Source organism: Leeuwenhoekiella sp. H156, from assembly GCF_052218455.1.
Classification (GTDB): domain Bacteria; phylum Bacteroidota; class Bacteroidia; order Flavobacteriales; family Flavobacteriaceae; genus Leeuwenhoekiella; species Leeuwenhoekiella parthenopeia.
In genome coordinates this window covers 1,822,955-1,838,586 of sequence record NZ_CP197499.1, presented here as the reverse complement: position 1 = coordinate 1,838,586, position 15,632 = coordinate 1,822,955, and the positions used below count along the sequence as shown (strand labels likewise).

The 15,632-nt window shown below is 42.8% G+C and carries 15 protein-coding genes; 6 read left to right on the top strand and 9 right to left on the bottom strand.

Annotated elements, in window-relative coordinates; translation table 11 throughout:
• Nucleotides 1-415: 415 nt before the first annotated feature.
• The 7 genes from ACSSS3_RS07955 to trhO form a co-directional block, all read right to left on the bottom strand.
• Entirely contained in the window at nt 416-1,072 is a 657-nt protein-coding gene (locus ACSSS3_RS07955) for a 3-oxoacid CoA-transferase subunit B (RefSeq protein WP_442847122.1), read from the bottom strand.
• A 4-nt stretch (nt 1,073-1,076) separates the two neighbouring features.
• On the bottom strand, nt 1,077-1,715 hold the full coding sequence (locus ACSSS3_RS07950) for a peroxiredoxin (RefSeq protein WP_442847121.1): 639 nt from the start codon (nt 1,713-1,715) through the stop codon (nt 1,077-1,079).
• Nucleotides 1,716-1,739: 24 nt separating this feature from the next.
• Nucleotides 1,740-2,450 (bottom strand): CoA transferase subunit A, encoded by a 711-nt coding sequence (locus tag ACSSS3_RS07945; protein ID WP_442847120.1) that lies wholly within the window; start codon nt 2,448-2,450, stop codon nt 1,740-1,742.
• A gap of 118 nt (nt 2,451-2,568) precedes the next feature.
• Nucleotides 2,569-4,905 carry a penicillin-binding protein 1A gene (locus ACSSS3_RS07940; RefSeq protein ID WP_442847119.1) on the bottom strand — a complete coding sequence of 779 codons (2,337 nt, stop codon included), beginning with the start codon at nt 4,903-4,905 and terminating at the stop codon, nt 2,569-2,571.
• Between the two features lie 3 nt (nt 4,906-4,908).
• The gene (locus ACSSS3_RS07935; RefSeq protein WP_228229222.1) at nt 4,909-5,391 is read right to left on the bottom strand and encodes a gliding motility lipoprotein GldH; all 483 of its coding nucleotides are present in this window, start codon (nt 5,389-5,391) and stop codon (nt 4,909-4,911) included.
• The gene (locus tag ACSSS3_RS07930; protein ID WP_442847118.1) at nt 5,384-6,553 is read right to left on the bottom strand and encodes a PSP1 domain-containing protein; all 1,170 of its coding nucleotides are present in this window, start codon (nt 6,551-6,553) and stop codon (nt 5,384-5,386) included. The genes ACSSS3_RS07935 and ACSSS3_RS07930 overlap by 8 nt, the downstream gene beginning before the upstream one ends.
• Before the next feature lie 305 nt (nt 6,554-6,858).
• Nucleotides 6,859-7,893, bottom strand: a complete 1,035-nt coding sequence (gene trhO, locus ACSSS3_RS07925) for an oxygen-dependent tRNA uridine(34) hydroxylase TrhO (RefSeq protein WP_442847117.1) — start codon at nt 7,891-7,893, stop codon at nt 6,859-6,861.
• Between the two features lie 292 nt (nt 7,894-8,185).
• On the opposite strand from trhO, the gene ACSSS3_RS07920 reads away from it, so the two are divergent.
• From ACSSS3_RS07920 to ACSSS3_RS07900, 5 genes are all read left to right on the top strand, one after another.
• Nucleotides 8,186-8,563, top strand: coding sequence for a VOC family protein (locus tag ACSSS3_RS07920; RefSeq protein WP_442847116.1), 378 nt, complete (start codon nt 8,186-8,188; stop codon nt 8,561-8,563).
• 486 nt (nt 8,564-9,049) lie between these two features.
• Nucleotides 9,050-10,060 carry a recombinase RecA gene (recA, locus tag ACSSS3_RS07915; RefSeq protein WP_228229226.1) on the top strand — a complete coding sequence of 337 codons (1,011 nt, stop codon included), beginning with the start codon at nt 9,050-9,052 and terminating at the stop codon, nt 10,058-10,060.
• 65 nt (nt 10,061-10,125) lie between these two features.
• Nucleotides 10,126-10,539 carry a membrane lipoprotein lipid attachment site-containing protein gene (locus ACSSS3_RS07910; protein WP_228229227.1) on the top strand — a complete coding sequence of 138 codons (414 nt, stop codon included), beginning with the start codon at nt 10,126-10,128 and terminating at the stop codon, nt 10,537-10,539.
• Nucleotides 10,540-10,560: 21 nt separating this feature from the next.
• Nucleotides 10,561-11,097 carry an RNA polymerase sigma factor gene (locus ACSSS3_RS07905; RefSeq protein WP_442847115.1) on the top strand — a complete coding sequence of 179 codons (537 nt, stop codon included), beginning with the start codon at nt 10,561-10,563 and terminating at the stop codon, nt 11,095-11,097.
• 26 nt (nt 11,098-11,123) lie between these two features.
• Nucleotides 11,124-12,575 (top strand): outer membrane beta-barrel protein, encoded by a 1,452-nt coding sequence (locus ACSSS3_RS07900; protein WP_442847114.1) that lies wholly within the window; start codon nt 11,124-11,126, stop codon nt 12,573-12,575.
• A gap of 107 nt (nt 12,576-12,682) precedes the next feature.
• On the opposite strand, the gene ACSSS3_RS07895 is transcribed toward ACSSS3_RS07900, so the two are convergent.
• Nucleotides 12,683-13,447: a lysophospholipid acyltransferase family protein gene (locus ACSSS3_RS07895; RefSeq protein WP_442847113.1), complete on the bottom strand. Its 765-nt coding sequence runs from the start codon at nt 13,445-13,447 to the stop codon at nt 12,683-12,685.
• A 116-nt stretch (nt 13,448-13,563) separates the two neighbouring features.
• Here ACSSS3_RS07895 and trpS point away from each other — a divergent pair, with 116 nt between their 5' ends.
• Nucleotides 13,564-14,532: a tryptophan--tRNA ligase gene (gene trpS / locus ACSSS3_RS07890; protein ID WP_228229231.1), complete on the top strand. Its 969-nt coding sequence runs from the start codon at nt 13,564-13,566 to the stop codon at nt 14,530-14,532.
• Here the strand turns inward: trpS and dprA are convergent.
• Complete coding sequence (dprA, locus tag ACSSS3_RS07885) at nt 14,529-15,629, bottom strand: DNA-processing protein DprA (protein WP_442847112.1); 1,101 nt, start codon at nt 15,627-15,629, stop codon at nt 14,529-14,531. The two genes, trpS and dprA, sit on opposite strands and share 4 nt — an antisense overlap.
• Nucleotides 15,630-15,632: the final 3 nt, after the last annotated feature.

The window sequence follows — 15,632 nt, the reverse complement described above, 5'->3', positions numbered from 1 at the left end:
TTTTTTGGTGGCATCGCCAAAGGATTTGATTCCTTAAAACTCGCCCGAAATTAAAATTTGTTTATTACTTCAAATACTACAAAAAAATCCGCGGGGCTCCCCCCGCGGTTTCTAACAAATCACAACATCAAAATACTCCTATTCTGAGGTTACATACACATCCGGGACTCCTCCCGAATCTGAATTTTAAGTGTTTTGAATTTGGGGTTCTGCTAAAGTAATTTAAAATTTGATTTATACAAGAGAAAACTTAAAATTTATACAATAAATGTTAATTTTTAACGTTTTTAGACGTTAAAAAAGAAGCTTTTGACGCTTATTGAGTTTTAAAAAGTCGTTCAACCGACTTAATTCGCATTTGATAGCATAAAAAAGGAGCCCCGGGAGGCTCCTTATAAACAAAGTGTTTTACTCGTTAGTTAAGCACCATCTCGGGTACTTCATCCGGAATTTCCAGAGCTCCTTCGGTGGCGTTTTTGATTTCTTCAACGCTTACTCCCGGGGCGCGCTCCAAAAGCTTAAATCCGTTTTTGGTTACTTCCAGCACCGAGAGATTGGTGACGATTTTGGTCACGCAACCCACACCGGTGAGCGGCAACGTGCAACGCTTAAGCAGTTTAGATTCGCCTTCCCGATTGGTATGCATCATCGCTACAATGATATTTTCGGCACTGGCCACAAGATCCATCGCACCTCCCATACCCTTAACCATTTTTCCCGGAATCTTCCAATTGGCAATGTCTCCATTCTCTGCCACTTCCATCGCGCCAAGAATAGTGAGGTCAACATGTTGCCCCCTGATCATGGAGAAGCTCATCGCCGAGTCAAAGAACGATGCGCCTTTAAGCGTGGTAATGGTTTGTTTACCCGCATTGATAAGGTCTGCGTCTTCCTCTCCTTCAAAAGGAAAGGGACCCATTCCCAGCACGCCGTTTTCACTTTGAAACTCGACTTCTATATCATCTCGTACATAATTGGCTACCAGAGTGGGTATACCAATCCCAAGATTGACGTAAAAACCGTCTTTCACTTCCCGGGCGATGCGCTTTGCGATTCCGTTCTTGTCTAGCATAGTTTTATTTATTTGGCTGCGGCGTCATACGCAGATAGGGTTTAATCTCGGTATGTCCTTTCGGAAAAAACTCAGGGATTTGCTCATTGCTTACGCTGGGAGAAATCACGCAGTCTTCACCATCTTTCCAGTTAGCAGGAGTGGCTACTTTGTGGTAAGCCGTCAATTGAAGCGAGTCGATCACCCGAAGAATCTCATCGAAATTACGCCCGGTTGAAGGCGGATAGGTTATCGTCAATTTGATTTTCTTATCGGGTCCTATAACAAATACAGAGCGTACGGTAGCTTTTTCGCTGGCGTTGGGATGAATCATGTCGTACAATTCAGAAACTTTACGATCTTCATCACCAATGATAGGGTAATCTACCGTGGTGTTCTGAGTCTCATTGATATCTTTAATCCAGTCCAGGTGATCCTTTACACCGTCTACGCTGATTGCAATGGGCTTTACATTGCGCTTCTTAAACTCGCCGTGGTAATTTGCCACTGTACCCAATTCGGTAGTGCAAACGGGCGTATAATCGCCGGGGTGTGAAAATAAAATCCCCCAGCTGTCACCCAGCCATTCGTGAAAATGAATTGTTCCTTCGGTAGTATCTGCTGTAAAATCAGGGGCGGTATCGCCCAGTCTTAAATGTGCCATATTATATTTGGTTTTTGTTGATTCTTAATTTGTGGTTTCCCGTTTGCGAACGGTGCGTTGCTCAATGCGCTTCTCGTAGTTTTTACCTTCAAAAATACGCTGAACAAATATCCCCGGTATGTGAATCTGATTGGGATCTAATTCTCCCGCCGGAAGCAGCTCTTCGACCTCAGCAACCGTTATTGTTGCTGCGCCACACATCACGGGATTAAAATTACGGGCTGTACCTTTAAAAATGAGATTTCCGGCAGTATCGCCTTTCCAGGCCTTTACAAAAGCAAAGTCCGCCTTAAATGCACGTTCCAATACATACATTTTACCATCAAATTCCCGGGTTTCTTTGCCTTCGGCTACTTCGGTACCATAGCCGGCAGGAGTATAAATTGCAGGAAAACCGGCTTGCGCAGCCCGACAGCGCTCGGCCAGGGTACCTTGCGGAATGAGCTCAACATCGAGTTCACCGCTGAGCATCTGGCGTTCAAACTCGGCATTTTCGCCCACATAAGACGAAATCATTTTTTTGATCTGTTTCTTTTGAAGGAGTAAACCCAAACCGAAATCGTCAACCCCGGCATTGTTTGAAATACAGGTAAGCCCTTTTACGTTGAGCTGTACTAATCGGGCAATTGCATTTTCAGGAATTCCGCTCAGGCCAAAGCCTCCCAGCATCAGGGTCATACCATCTTCAATGCCTTGAAGCGCTTCAGTAACCGAGTTTACTTTTTTTGTTATCATTTTCTCATTTTAGAATAAGAAAATTACAAAATACCGGGCCTAGCGCCAATCTTTTAGCAGGATTTTATAGATTTCATAAAGTTTGTTTTTCGCCTTCGCGAAAAAAACTCAAAAGCTCTTAAAAATCGAGTTCGTCCGGCACTTCAGTCTGCTGACTTCCCCCGGCAGGTATTGAACAATCTATGCGTATCGAAAGATCTTCAGGACGCTCAAAAGCCTCCTGCGAAATCTTAAGATCCTCTTGAGTATAGCATTTTTTCATATAACTCCCCCAAATAGGTAAAGCCATAGTAGCACCCTGACCATATCTTATACCGGGAAAGTGAATCGAACGATCATCTCCTCCTACCCAAACACCTGTAACGAGATTAGGCACCATACCCATAAACCAGCCGTCACTTTGGTTTTGAGTAGTACCGGTCTTACCGGCTATAGGATTTTTAAAGGCGTAGGGATGACCGGTGATTACATTTTTATACATATAATCATTACTAGCCCCGCTTCGTAAACGAGCCCCCGAACCATACTGCGTAACCCCTTCCATAAGGTTTACAGTAACGTAAGCCGATTCTTTACTCAGCACATCCTGGGCTTTTGGAACGCTTTGGTATAAAACCGTACCGTTTTTATCAACGATAGTAGATACAATCTGAGGTTCTACGTGTACTCCTTTATTGGCAAAAGCCGAGTAAGCCGAAACCATCTCAAACAAACTCAAATCTGCAGTCCCTAAAGCGATAGAAGGTACCGAGGGAATATCCTTCGTATCTACCCCAAGTTTTTTAATGAGATCGATAACCGTATTAGGACCCACACGGTGCATCAGTCTTGCCGAAACAGTGTTTATAGATTCAGCAAGCGCTTTTTTCAAGGTAACCATACCGCGATAACCTCCGCTTGAGTTAGCGGGACACCAGTCTCTTTGGGTGCCCATCTCTCCGGCAGGAATACAATAAGGATTATCGGGAATCGTATCGCAAGGCGAAAGGTGCAACTGGTCAATCGCCGTCGCGTATAAGAACGGCTTAAAGGTAGATCCCACCTGGCGTCTTCCGGTTTTCACGTGGTCGTACTGAAAATGCTTATAGTCAATACCGCCCACCCAGGCTTTAACCTCTCCGGTTTGCGGCGTCATACTGAGTAAACCTGCTCTCAGGAAGCGCTTGTAATAGAGAATACTGTCGCGAGGGGTCATGATTGTATCTTTCTCTTTAGGACCATTATCCCAAACAAAGACACGCATATCGGTCTTTTGATTAAAAGAAGCTTTGATTTGATCTACATCAATGTCCCGCGCAGACATTTTCCGCCAGCGGTCTGAGTTGCGCATGGCACGGTTAATAATACCTTCTTCTTCCTCTTCGCTAATGTCTCTAAACGGAGCCGTTTTATTCTTCTCGTTTTGTTTATCAAATTCCCGCTGCAGATTTTCCATATGTGCGGTAACTGCCTGCTCAGCAAAGCGCTGCATACGCGAGTCTAAAGTCGTAGTTATGACCAGACCATCCCGGTAAATATTGTAATACTCGTCGTTGCCGTCTGCATCTTTGCCTTTGGGATTTTTCTGAATCCAGTCTGCCATAAAAGCACGTAGGTATTCCCTAAAATAAGTCGCGATCCCGTCTGCGTGACCTTCCGGAGAGAAATTGATCTTCATAGGGAGCGCAATCAGGCTGTCTTTTTCGGCTTCGGTAATTCTATCGGTCTCGGCCATAAGGGCAAGCACCGTATTGCGACGCTCCAGAGACTTGTCTTTTGAAATTTCGCGATAGGGATTGAATTGTCTCGGATTTTTAAGCATCGCTGCAATAACCGCAGATTCTTCGGGACGTAATTCTATGGGCTCTTTATCAAAATAGATTTTTGAAGCCGAACGGATTCCCACTGCCTGAAACAGGAAATCCTGTTTGTTTAGGTACATGGTGATGATTTCCTCCTTGGTGTACTGGCTTTCGAGACGCGCAGCGATAATCCATTCTTTTACTTTTTGAATCACGCGTTCCAGTTTATTACTGGGCTCATCTGAAAACAGAAGTTTAGCCAGCTGCTGGGTGATCGTACTCGCTCCACCTTTTGAGCCCAAATAGGCCACAGCACGGGCGGTACCGCGCACATCGATTCCCGAATGCTCATAAAACCGACGGTCTTCGGTAGCAACTACAGCATCAATAAGGTTTTGAGGCAGATCGTCATACTTTACCGGGGTACGGTTTTCATTATAAAATTTACCCAGTGTTTTTCCGTCAGACGAAAGGATTTCGGTAGCGAGATTGCTTTCGGGGTTTTCGAGTTCTTCAAAGGTGGGCAATTTGCCAAAAACGCCCCAGGAAGCTAATAGAAAAACAAGTGCGAGAGCACCTAATCCTCCTAAAAACAGAATCCAAAACCCCTTTATGTATGTGCTAAAATCTGACTTCGTTTCGTTTTTTGAAACTTTCTTTTTTGGTGTCGCCATGTATTATTCATTTATGCGCTCTATCCGCAAACCTACATCTCTGATGCCTGAAAGTTCGGGTACAGCATTAAGATCTCCATTGCGGCGCATCGCCTGCATTATTTTAAATTGATAGGTTCCGGCTTCATTAAACCGGATGTTTTCTTTATACCAGAGTTTGCTTTCCTTTAAATCCCCAAAACCGTCTCCCAGCCAGGTACCGTCGGGTTGCGCCATCATATACTCCAGTGTATCTGTAACTGTTTTTCCGTTGGGAAATTGCATCCGGGTAACTAAAAAGATATTGCTAAATGGGTAGGTGTTATCATTGCGAAGGGTGATAAATGCATTATAGGGTTTTAAGCTATCGGGAGCATTGAATTTAAACACCACCGCTGAGTCGCGTTGCCAGCTGCCCGGCAATTCTTTAAACTCGTGGAAAACAGCATTGTCGTCACACGAACAAAAGAGTACAAGCAAGGCAAAAACAATAAAAAATCTAAGCATCTTTTTTGGGACCTCGTTTGCGGTAATTCTTTTTCTTTCTGCGATTTTTAGATCGCTTCTTGTTGTTTTTAGGGGTGTCAAAACGGGTAAGACTATCCTGCCCCACAACGTTACCAAAATCAACTTTAGTATCTGTTACCAGGTCTGCAGCATATTCTTCAAGACTGGCTACAGGCTGGTTGGCTTTATTTTTTTCAAGAATTTCGTTAGCCTGCTCGGTGGTGAGCTTATGCCAGTTCATCCACTCGCCTTCATAGGCATACCATAAATGACCCTGAAAGATGTCGATCTTTTGACAAACAGCCGTTCCTTTTTCGGTTTTCAACTTTTGCTCAGTTGACGGAAAGTCTTTCAAGGCATCAAGATAGGCGTCAAGTTCATAATTTAAACAGCACTTCAGCTTTCCACATTGTCCTGCAAGTTTCTGCGGATTGAGGGATAACTGCTGATAACGCGCGGCGCTCGTCGTAACCGATCTAAAATCGGTAAGCCAGGTAGAGCAGCAAAGCTCGCGCCCGCAGGAGCCAATACCTCCTAAACGGGAAGCCTCCTGACGGAAACCAATTTGGCGCATTTCGATACGGGTTCTGAATTCCTGTGCAAATTCTTTAATAAGTTGCCTGAAATCAACACGATCTTCGGCTGTATAATAAAAGGTGGCTTTAGAACCGTCACCCTGAAACTCAATATCTGATATTTTCATCTGCAATCCCAGACGGATTGCTATTTGACGGGATTTTACCTTAATGGCATCCTCCCGGCCTTTTACTTCTTCCCAAACTTCAATATCCCGGGTATTGGCTTTTCGGTAGATTTTTTGAAAATCATCGGTATCAAAAGGCACTTTTTTCTTTTTCATCTGAATGCGCACCAGTTCACCGGTAAGGGACACGATGCCCACATCATGACCCGATGGAGCCTGTACGGCAAGAACCTCGCCTACATTGATCTGAAGCTTTTCAACATTTTTAAAAAACTCTTTCCGGCCGTTTTTAAAACGTACCTCAACAAAGTCAAACGGCTCCTGTCCTTCGGGCAAACTCATATTAGAGAGCCAGTCAAAAACCGTTAATTTATTACAACCATCGGTACCACAGGTACCATTATTTTGACAACCACGCGGCTGACCGTTAACGGTCGTACCACAATTTCCACACGCCATGAGCCCAGTATATTTAGTAAATCTCTGCTCGTTTAAGGGCAGGATTTGATGTTTATAAACAGAATTATTCTGTTCTAATTTGCCGCTAAAGATAGCGTTTTAGCTATGCAAAAATATAGTAAATCTAAATTGCAAAAGCGCGAAAGCCGTGTACATTTTTAAGCTGCCGAGAAAACAACGGGATAAACCAGACTTAATTGAGCTGTAATGTGCTTTTAATATGAAATCAGATTTGGGTAGGGTTTCGTATTCTTAAGAAGGTCATTTTCAAAAAAAATCCCGAAGCTTTCACTTCGGGACTAGTATTATTTCCGCTGAAATTTCAGCTTTTCAGACCTTCCTTTTTTAAAGATCTTATTGCTGTTGGGGATGCCTTTACGCAGTTCTTTTTGAACTTCTTCGGGCAACGCCACGATTTCCTTACAGTCGTCTGAACAGGTATGATTCATCGCTTCGGCACATTCCTCACATTGTATAAACAGTAAATGACAGGCTTCATTAGCACAGTTTACGTGCGTATCGCAAGGCTTTCCGCATTGATGGCAATTGGAAATGATATCTTCGGTAATGCGCTCACCACGACGGTGGTCAAACACAAAGTTTTTTCCTTTAAACTTATTTTCAAGCTTCAGTTGCTCAACCTGGCGGGCATATTCAATGATTCCACCCTCAAGCTGATACACCTGTTTAAAACCTTTATGCTTGTAGTAAGCACTGGCTTTTTCGCAGCGAATACCGCCGGTGCAGTACATCACCAGTTTTTTATCTTCCTTATGATCTTTAAGGTTTTCTTCAATAAGGTCTAAGCTGTCGCGAAAGGTATCCACATCTGGAGTTATCGCGTTTTTAAAATGGCCGATCTCACTCTCGTAATGATTGCGCATATCTACCAAAACCACGTCTTCGCTCTCGATAAGCTCATTAAACGTCACAGCATCTACGTGAATTCCTTTGTTAGTCACATCAAAAGTCTCGTCGTTAAGACCGTCTGCAACAATTTTAGGGCGTACTTTGACTTTCAGTTTTAAAAAGGATTTTGCATCCTGCTCAATGGCGATGTTGAGACGTACGTTTTCGAGAAAATAAATCCCGTCGAGGAACTCTTTAAACTTCTCAAAGTTTTTTGCAGGTACCGAAAGCTGCGCGTTGATCCCTTCGTGGGCGACATAAATTCGGCCTAAAACCTCAAGTTCATCCCAGGCGATAAATAAGTGATTGCGAAACAGGTGCGGATTGCCAATTTTGGCGTATTGATAGAACGAGAGCGTAAGCCGGTCTTCCCCGGCTTCGTCAATAAGAGCTGCACGTTCTTTTGCACTTAATTTGTTGTACAGTTGCATGCTATACGTGATTTTAAGATTAAAGAACCCCCGTGGTAAGCCCACAGAGTATGATTTGAAAATTCGTACTAGTCAAGGCAAGCCTTGGAACGATCAAACCCTCAATGAGGGATTAAAAGTGGTGCAAAAGTACGGTTTTTAGACAGTTGAGGCAAGCCAAAGAATTCTAGCGTATTTCTAGATATTCAAATCATATTTTAAAGTACATTTAATAGCACTCCTGGCTATAAGATTCTCACTGGAATTTACAACCAATACAGTGCTTTTTAAACAACCTAAAACCAATATCATTATGAAACGCGTCACCGGAATTGGCGGGGTTTTCTTTAAAACAGACAATCCTAAAAAAACAACAGCCTGGTATGAAAAACACCTGGGTTTGAATACAAATCCCTACGGGGCAACTTTTGACTGGTATCAGGAACAAGATTCTAATACAAAAGCTCAAACACAATGGACTCCTTTTAAAAAAACATCAGATTATTTTGGATCTTCAGGGCAGGATTTTATGATTAATTATCGGGTTGAAAATCTTGAAGAACTTGTAAAACAGCTTAAAGAGGAAGGTGTTGAAATTGTTGATAGGATAGAAACCTATGACTACGGAAAATTCATTCATATCCTGGACGGAGATGGAAATAAAGTTCAGCTGTGGGAACCTATAGATTAGAAAAATGATAAAAAAATGCCCGCAGGTATAACCTGGGGGCATTTTCTTGAACGGCTAATTCAGTTAATACGATTTTGATTATCTCAAAAAACAGCATTAACCGCCGTCCAGCTTAAAGTTGCAGTACATACGAATCAAAGTAAACACTGCAGTACTGCAACAATAGTTTTGTAATTTCTGCATCATAGCCTTACAGATTTTACGTTTGGTTTTGAGATACATAAAACCTGAAAAGGTTGCCTGATTGTTGAAAATATTTTTACTTCTAGGAATTTTTCCGTTTTTTGCCGGATAATTTTGAGTTTTTCTGCTTTTTTACGGAATTTTTCCAATATTTTATAGCGCTTTGATTGCTTCCCTAAAAAAGAAATACTACTTTAGCAGCCTGAAAATTGAGGTGCTTTCGCGTCCCTTTGGGTCCTTATTTAGAAAGAAACCTTAAACTATTAAAAACCCCGGCTTAACGGGTAAAGACTTAAAAATCGTATGAGTAAAGAACAAGAAGCCAAGTTAAAAGCCCTGAAGCTTACCCTTGATAAAATGGATAAAACCTATGGTAAGGGTACCGTTATGAAAATGGGCGATAATGCCATTGTAGAAGTTGAAGCGATCTCAACCGGTTCGCTGGGTCTTGACCTGGCTTTGGGCGTGGGCGGTTTACCTAAAGGGCGTGTTATTGAAATCTACGGTCCTGAATCTTCAGGTAAAACAACGCTGACCTTACATGCTATTGCAGAGTCTCAAAAAAAGGGAGGTATTGCTGCTTTTATTGATGCAGAACACGCTTTTGACCGTTTTTATGCGGAAAAACTGGGTGTAGATATTGAAAACCTAATCATCTCTCAACCCGATAACGGGGAGCAGGCTCTTGAAATTACCGATAACCTCATCCGTTCGGGAGCTATTGATATTATAGTAGTCGACTCGGTTGCAGCCCTGACGCCAAAAAGTGAAATTGAAGGCGAAATGGGAGATTCTAAAATGGGACTTCACGCCCGTTTGATGTCTCAGGCACTGCGTAAACTTACCGGCTCTATCAGCAAAACCAATTGTACCGTGATTTTCATCAACCAGTTGCGAGAGAAAATCGGGGTGATGTTTGGAAACCCGGAGACTACAACCGGTGGTAATGCGCTTAAATTCTATGCTTCGGTACGTCTTGATATACGTCGTTCTACGCAGATTAAAGATGCAAACGGTGAAATACAGGGTAACAAAACCCGTGTTAAAGTGGTGAAAAATAAAGTGGCGCCACCTTTCCGCCAGGCAGAATTTGACATTATGTATGGGGAAGGAATCTCAAAAGTTGGCGAAATCCTTGACATTGGTGTTGATTATGAAATCATCAAGAAAAGCGGGTCGTGGTTTAGCTATGAAGACACCAAACTGGGCCAGGGCCGCGATGCGGTAAAAGCGATTTTAAAAGACAATCCGGATCTTTTGGAAGAACTTGAGACCAAAATCAAAGAGGCCATTAAACTTGCAAATCAGGCATAGCCGAAAAAAAAATAGCTCTTACGCAACCTTTTTCATCTTTAGGTATCTACCAGGTAAATATTTAAATGATGAAAAAGGTTTTTTTAATTTTAGGACTATTAGCATTAGTCACCTCCTGCTCTCTTGATGATGACCGTGTAGAGCTTAGTTATGAATTACAACCCGTAGTTGATTATGAGTTGCCCGATACACTGGTTTGGGGTCAGCGCTATAATTTTAAAATACGCTACATCTCCCCCAGCTCCTGCAACTACTTTTACGACTTTGACTACGCGCGTCGTGACAGCACTCGTTTTATTTATATTTTTGAAGGGGTTTACGAAGAGGAAACCTGTACCGACACCCCTACAGACACCGTTCCTGTTTACCTGCCTTTTGAAACCCGTTACAATTACGATTACATCTTTAAGTTTTACGCAGGTAAGGATGAAAATGGTGAGGATATTTTTATAACAGACACGATACCTGTAAAAGGTTAACGGTTTAAACACGCAACTAATGTGAGTCTGGACGAACTCATCGCCAAATGCATTAAAAAAGATTCAAAGGCACAGGAACAGTTGTATACGCGCTATGCGAACACACTGTTCTCTGTGTCTTTGAAATATGCCCGTAATTACACAGAGGCCGAAGATATCTTGCAGGATGGGTTCATTACGATTTTCGAAAAAATCGCCCAGTTTAAACACAAAGGCTCGTTTGAAGGCTGGCTGAAGCGTATCGTAATCAATACGGCATTGCAACGCTACAGAAAACAACGGGTATTTAATATTGTAAACGAAGAATTAATAGAGCAGGAAGACGTGATCGTCGATGAAGAAGATGTATCACTGCAATTTTTGCTCAAAATAGTACAGGAATTACCAGATCGTTACAGATTGGTTTTTAACCTTTATGCGCTAGACGGTTACTCGCATAAGGAAATAGCAACAATGCTGGAGATTAGTGAAGGAACATCCAAATCAAACCTGGCCCGTGCCCGGATGATTTTAAAACAGAAAGTAGAAAGCTTTCAGACCGAATCTAAAACCTCATAAAGCATTAATACAAGATTTTTCACCCCGTGAAAGAAAAGAAAAACATAGACAGACTGTTTCAGGAGAAGTTTAAAGACTTTGAAGCACAACCCGCCCCTCACGTTTGGGAGTCTATCGCTGCGCGTGAAAAACAAAAACGCAAGCGTGTCATTCCGTTATGGATAAAACTGGGCGGTGTTGCAGCGGTGCTGGCTTTACTGCTTCTTGGCGGAAACTTTTTTGAGATCAACAACCCAAATGACGATCAACAACCTAAACTGGTTCAGGAAGAAAAGCCCCAAAACAACACAGAAGTTAATACAGATTCAGAGGAGACTAATAATGCTGTGGTTGAAGCATCAGAACAAGACGATACTTCAGCAAAAACAAACAGCTCTTTAAGTACTTCGGGTCAATCCCAAATCGCTGAAGAAAACGCCCCGGAACAAAACAGGAGCGCTAAACGTAATTCTCAAACATCTAAAAAGAATAGTGAGGCTCTCGCCTTTTCGCAAAGCGAAAAAATAAAGACAAGGCCTACAGATTCCAATACTCCGCAAGCCGTTACCGCTAAAACTGAAGATAGCCGGCCTGATACTTCCCAAACTAATTTGGAAAAAGAAGCTATTGCTGCAAACACAAATGAAGAAGCAGCGCAGGAGGAAAAAGCTGCTGCTGTTCAGGATCCCGATGAATTGCTGCGCCTGGCCAATCAGGAAGAAGCAATAGCCGATACCGATGAAGAATCAGAAAACAGCAAGTCTGCGCGCTGGGGTATCGCTCCCATAGTCGCTCCCGTTTATTATGGAGATTTTGGAGGCTCGGGTATTGACCCCCAATTTGCAGATAATGCAAAACGAGGAGATATCAACCTGAGCTACGGGGTACAGGTAAGTTATGCCCTCAATGACAAGTTTAAGCTTCGGGCAGGGATAAATCGCGTTGATTTAGGCTATCGTACCGAGCAGGTGGCCTTTTCGCCAAGTATTCAGGCTAATGCGCTTCGCAGTGTTGATTATAATAAGAACGCTTCGCAAGTGCAGGTATCCACTTTTAATAACAGGGAAGATGTCTCCAATTCAATTCCCAATGCTCCCGTTTCAGAAGAATTTGCAGCCAGCAATTTTGCAAGTCCGTCAAGCACCCTGCGCCAGCAACTAGGCTATATCGAGGTTCCTCTTGAGGCTGAATATGCCCTGATTGATAAAAAAATTGGCATGCAGATCATTGGAGGTTTCAGCACGCTTTTCCTGAATGACGATTCGGTCATTTTAGAAGAAGGTTCGCGCTTTTCTACCGAATTAGGTTCATCAAACAGCCTAAACAACACCAGTTTTAGCACCAATATAGGGCTTGGGTTTGACTACCGCATTACTCCTACACTGGAGTTTAATCTGGAACCTATGTTTAAATATCAGCTGAACGCCTACACCAATGGTGTGAGTGACTTTAAACCTTATTATATGGGTATTTATACCGGTATCAACCTGAAATTTTAAGTACTGAAAAAGAAAAATGGACTTTTTTGTTGGTTAGGTTGGTTATCGTGTAGACGGTAACCTAAAAGGCTGCCTGGGTAGAGGCAGCCTTTTTTAGTTGGTAATCTTTAGCCCTTTATCGCATCCGGTGTTGTTTGGTCTTTCAGCAACTCACTGTGAATCGCTTTAAAAGCCTGATCCCGCAGTTCACGACGATCGCCGGGTTCTTTACCTTCGGTTTCTATAAAAGGCAAAATCTTTACACGCATCACACCCGGTGATCCGGTGAAGAAATTATAGGAAAAACGCTTCTTGTTGTCATAAAAAACCATTGGCACAATGGGGACCTGATGATCTATAGCCAGTCTAAATGCACCATCTTTAAATGAATCCAAAACCACAGATGTGTCGTCGGGCACGCCTCCTTCAGGAAAAATACAGATACTCAAACCCTGTCTAAGCCGTTTTTGGGCACTTTCAAAAACAGCAAGCCGGCTTTTTGGGTCTCCCCGGTCAACCAGAATACAGGTTTGTTTGTAGAAATATCCAAAGATGGGAAATCTGGCCAACTCCTGCTTTCCTACAAACACAAAAGGATTGCGCACCGTATGCAGCATCAGCATAATGTCTGCCATTGAAGTGTGATTGGCAATATACATATAGCTCTTTCCGAGTTCGGTTTTCTCCAGCCGCTCAATTTTTGGCCAAAAACCCATACCAAATAAGATGATACGAGCCCAAAAACGCGCCAGTCTAAAGAAAAACGGATACCACGAATCTTTAGCAACCGATATAAGCAGGATGGGAAACAAAATCAAAATAGGAACAATGAGAATGATGTAAAACCAAACGCGCCAAAGCAAAATCAATATCTTACGCAAGATGTTTATCATTCCGGTTTAGTTGAATTAGTTACTTTTTTTGAGGTTTTGTCCCTGTCAAAAATAGACATTTTAAAAAGAGTTAATCGGTCAAAAGGGGTAACTTTGTGTCAAATTAAAATTAAGGAATGTCACGAATTTTAACCGGTGTTCAAAGTACAGGCACACCGCATTTAGGTAATTTGCTGGGCGCGATTATCCCTGCAATCACAATGGCCAATGACTCCAAAAACGAGTCTTTTTTGTTTATAGCAAATCTGCATACACTTACTCAGATCAAAGAAGCTTCGGTCTTAAAAGAGAATACCTACTCGGTTGCCGCAGCCTGGCTTGCTTTTGGTCTTGATATTGAAAAAACCGTTTTTTACCGTCAAAGTGACGTTCCCCAAACCACAGAACTTGCGTGGTATCTGAGCTGCTTTTTCCCTTACCAGCGTCTCACCCTCGCCCATTCGTTTAAAGACAAATCAGACCGGCTTGCCGATGTAAATTCGGGACTGTTTACCTACCCGATGCTTATGGCAGCAGATATCTTGTTGTATGATGCCGAATTTGTTCCGGTAGGAAAAGATCAATTACAACATATTGAAATGACCCGGGATGTAGCTTCCCGTTTTCACGCACAGATGGGTGAAACCTTTGTCATGCCCGAAGCTAAAATCGAAGAGAACACCAAATACATACCCGGGACTGACGGCGAAAAAATGAGCAAGTCCCGCGACAATTACATCAACCTCTTTTTGCCCGATAAGCAATTGAGAAAACAGGTGATGGGTATTCAGACAGACAGCACGCCTCTTGAAGAACCTAAAAATCCCGACACCTGTAATGTTTTCAATCTGTACAAAGTGATTGCTTCAGAAGCCGAAGTTGCTCAGATGCGTCAGAATTATTTAGGCGGAAACTACGGGTATGGTCATGCAAAACAAGCCTTGTATGAGCTTTTGGTGGAAAAATATGCTAAGGAGCGCGAAGCCTATTCCTATTATATGAATAATCTGGAAGAAGTAGATGCGGCTCTCGAAAAAGGAGCAGAAAAAGCCCGTGAAGTCGCAAACGGAGTTTTAAATCGCGTACGCGAAAAGCTGGGTTACTAGGTCAATTCAAACAGCTTTCCCGGAAGCGGTCGGACCACGCCTTTGAGTTCCATATTCAAAAGCAGGGAGGCTGTTTTAAAGGTAGGCAAACCGCAGTTTAAGGCAATCAGATCGAGTTGCTCCCTTCCGTTAGCAGATAAAAGCCGCCAGATGATCTTTTCCTCTTCGGTAAGTTCAACAAAAAGTTGCTTTTGAACCGGCTTGAAGACTTCCTCGGGTTGCCAGTTTAAATGATAAACGAGGTCTGCTGCACTGGTAATCAATTGCGCCTTTTGGGTTTTGATCAAATTATTACAGCCTACACTTTGAATATCTTCGGGCCTGCCGGGAACTGCAAAAACATCCCGGTTGTAGGAATTGGCAATTTCTGCCGTGACCAGAGAACCTCCTTTTTCGGCACTTTCGACAACCAGAGTAGCTTCGGCTAAACCGGCAATAATGCGGTTGCGTCGTAAAAAATTAGTTCGGTCAAAAGCATCAGAGCTCCAGAAATCGGTAATAAAAGCACCCTGTCGCTCCACCGCCTTTTGGTATTTAGCATGTATTTTTGGATACAGCTGATTAAGACCATGAGCAAGGACGGCAAGGGTTTCCAGCTCATTATCAAGAGCAGCTGTATGGGCGGCGATATCTACCCCATATGCAAATCCCGAAACAATCAGGGGTTTTAAAGGTGCCAGTTCTTCGATAAATTTCCTGATAAACTGCTGGCCGTGGGTAGTTACTTTACGGGTGCCAACGATAGATAGCGTACGTGGATTTTCATAACCCGCGCTTCCTCTCTTGAATAAAAGAATGGGACCGTCAACACAATGTTTTAAACGCTGGGGATAATCAGCATCCAGAAAACTGCAATACGAGATACCATTTGCCTCTATAAATTTTAATTCTTCTTCAGCTTCAAGTCTGTGGGTTTTATCGAAAAAAGCCTTCAGCCTGAACTCGCCTATGCCGTCAATTTTTAATAAGGTTTCCTTTTTTTGGCGTAGCACCTGCTCAGCCGAATCAAACCGGCTGATCAATCGCTTTATTGACGTATCCCCCAGATTGGGAATGCGTTGCAGTGTAAGAAATGCGTGGAGTTCGTCTTGCGTCATAAA

Bases quoted from the DNA above. Each gene is read 5' to 3' on its own strand.
- ACSSS3_RS07950 (WP_442847121.1), bottom strand. From the start codon at position 1,715: ATGGCACATTTAAGACTGGGCGATACCGCCCCTGATTTTACAGCAGAT.
- recA (WP_228229226.1), top strand. From the start codon at position 9,050: ATGAGTAAAGAACAAGAAGCCAAGTTAAAAGCCCTGAAGCTTACCCTT.
- trhO (WP_442847117.1), bottom strand. From the start codon at position 7,893: ATGCAACTGTACAACAAATTAAGTGCAAAAGAACGTGCAGCTCTTATT.
- ACSSS3_RS07955 (WP_442847122.1), bottom strand. From the start codon at position 1,072: ATGCTAGACAAGAACGGAATCGCAAAGCGCATCGCCCGGGAAGTGAAA.
- ACSSS3_RS07945 (WP_442847120.1), bottom strand. From the start codon at position 2,450: ATGATAACAAAAAAAGTAAACTCGGTTACTGAAGCGCTTCAAGGCATT.
- ACSSS3_RS07930 (WP_442847118.1), bottom strand. From the start codon at position 6,553: ATGGCGTGTGGAAATTGTGGTACGACCGTTAACGGTCAGCCGCGTGGT.
- ACSSS3_RS07940 (WP_442847119.1), bottom strand. From the start codon at position 4,905: ATGGCGACACCAAAAAAGAAAGTTTCAAAAAACGAAACGAAGTCAGAT.
- ACSSS3_RS07895 (WP_442847113.1), bottom strand. From the start codon at position 13,447: ATGATAAACATCTTGCGTAAGATATTGATTTTGCTTTGGCGCGTTTGG.
- ACSSS3_RS07920 (WP_442847116.1), top strand. From the start codon at position 8,186: ATGAAACGCGTCACCGGAATTGGCGGGGTTTTCTTTAAAACAGACAAT.
- trpS (WP_228229231.1), top strand. From the start codon at position 13,564: ATGTCACGAATTTTAACCGGTGTTCAAAGTACAGGCACACCGCATTTA.
- ACSSS3_RS07935 (WP_228229222.1), bottom strand. From the start codon at position 5,391: ATGCTTAGATTTTTTATTGTTTTTGCCTTGCTTGTACTCTTTTGTTCG.
- ACSSS3_RS07910 (WP_228229227.1), top strand. From the start codon at position 10,126: ATGATGAAAAAGGTTTTTTTAATTTTAGGACTATTAGCATTAGTCACC.
- dprA (WP_442847112.1), bottom strand. From the start codon at position 15,629: ATGACGCAAGACGAACTCCACGCATTTCTTACACTGCAACGCATTCCC.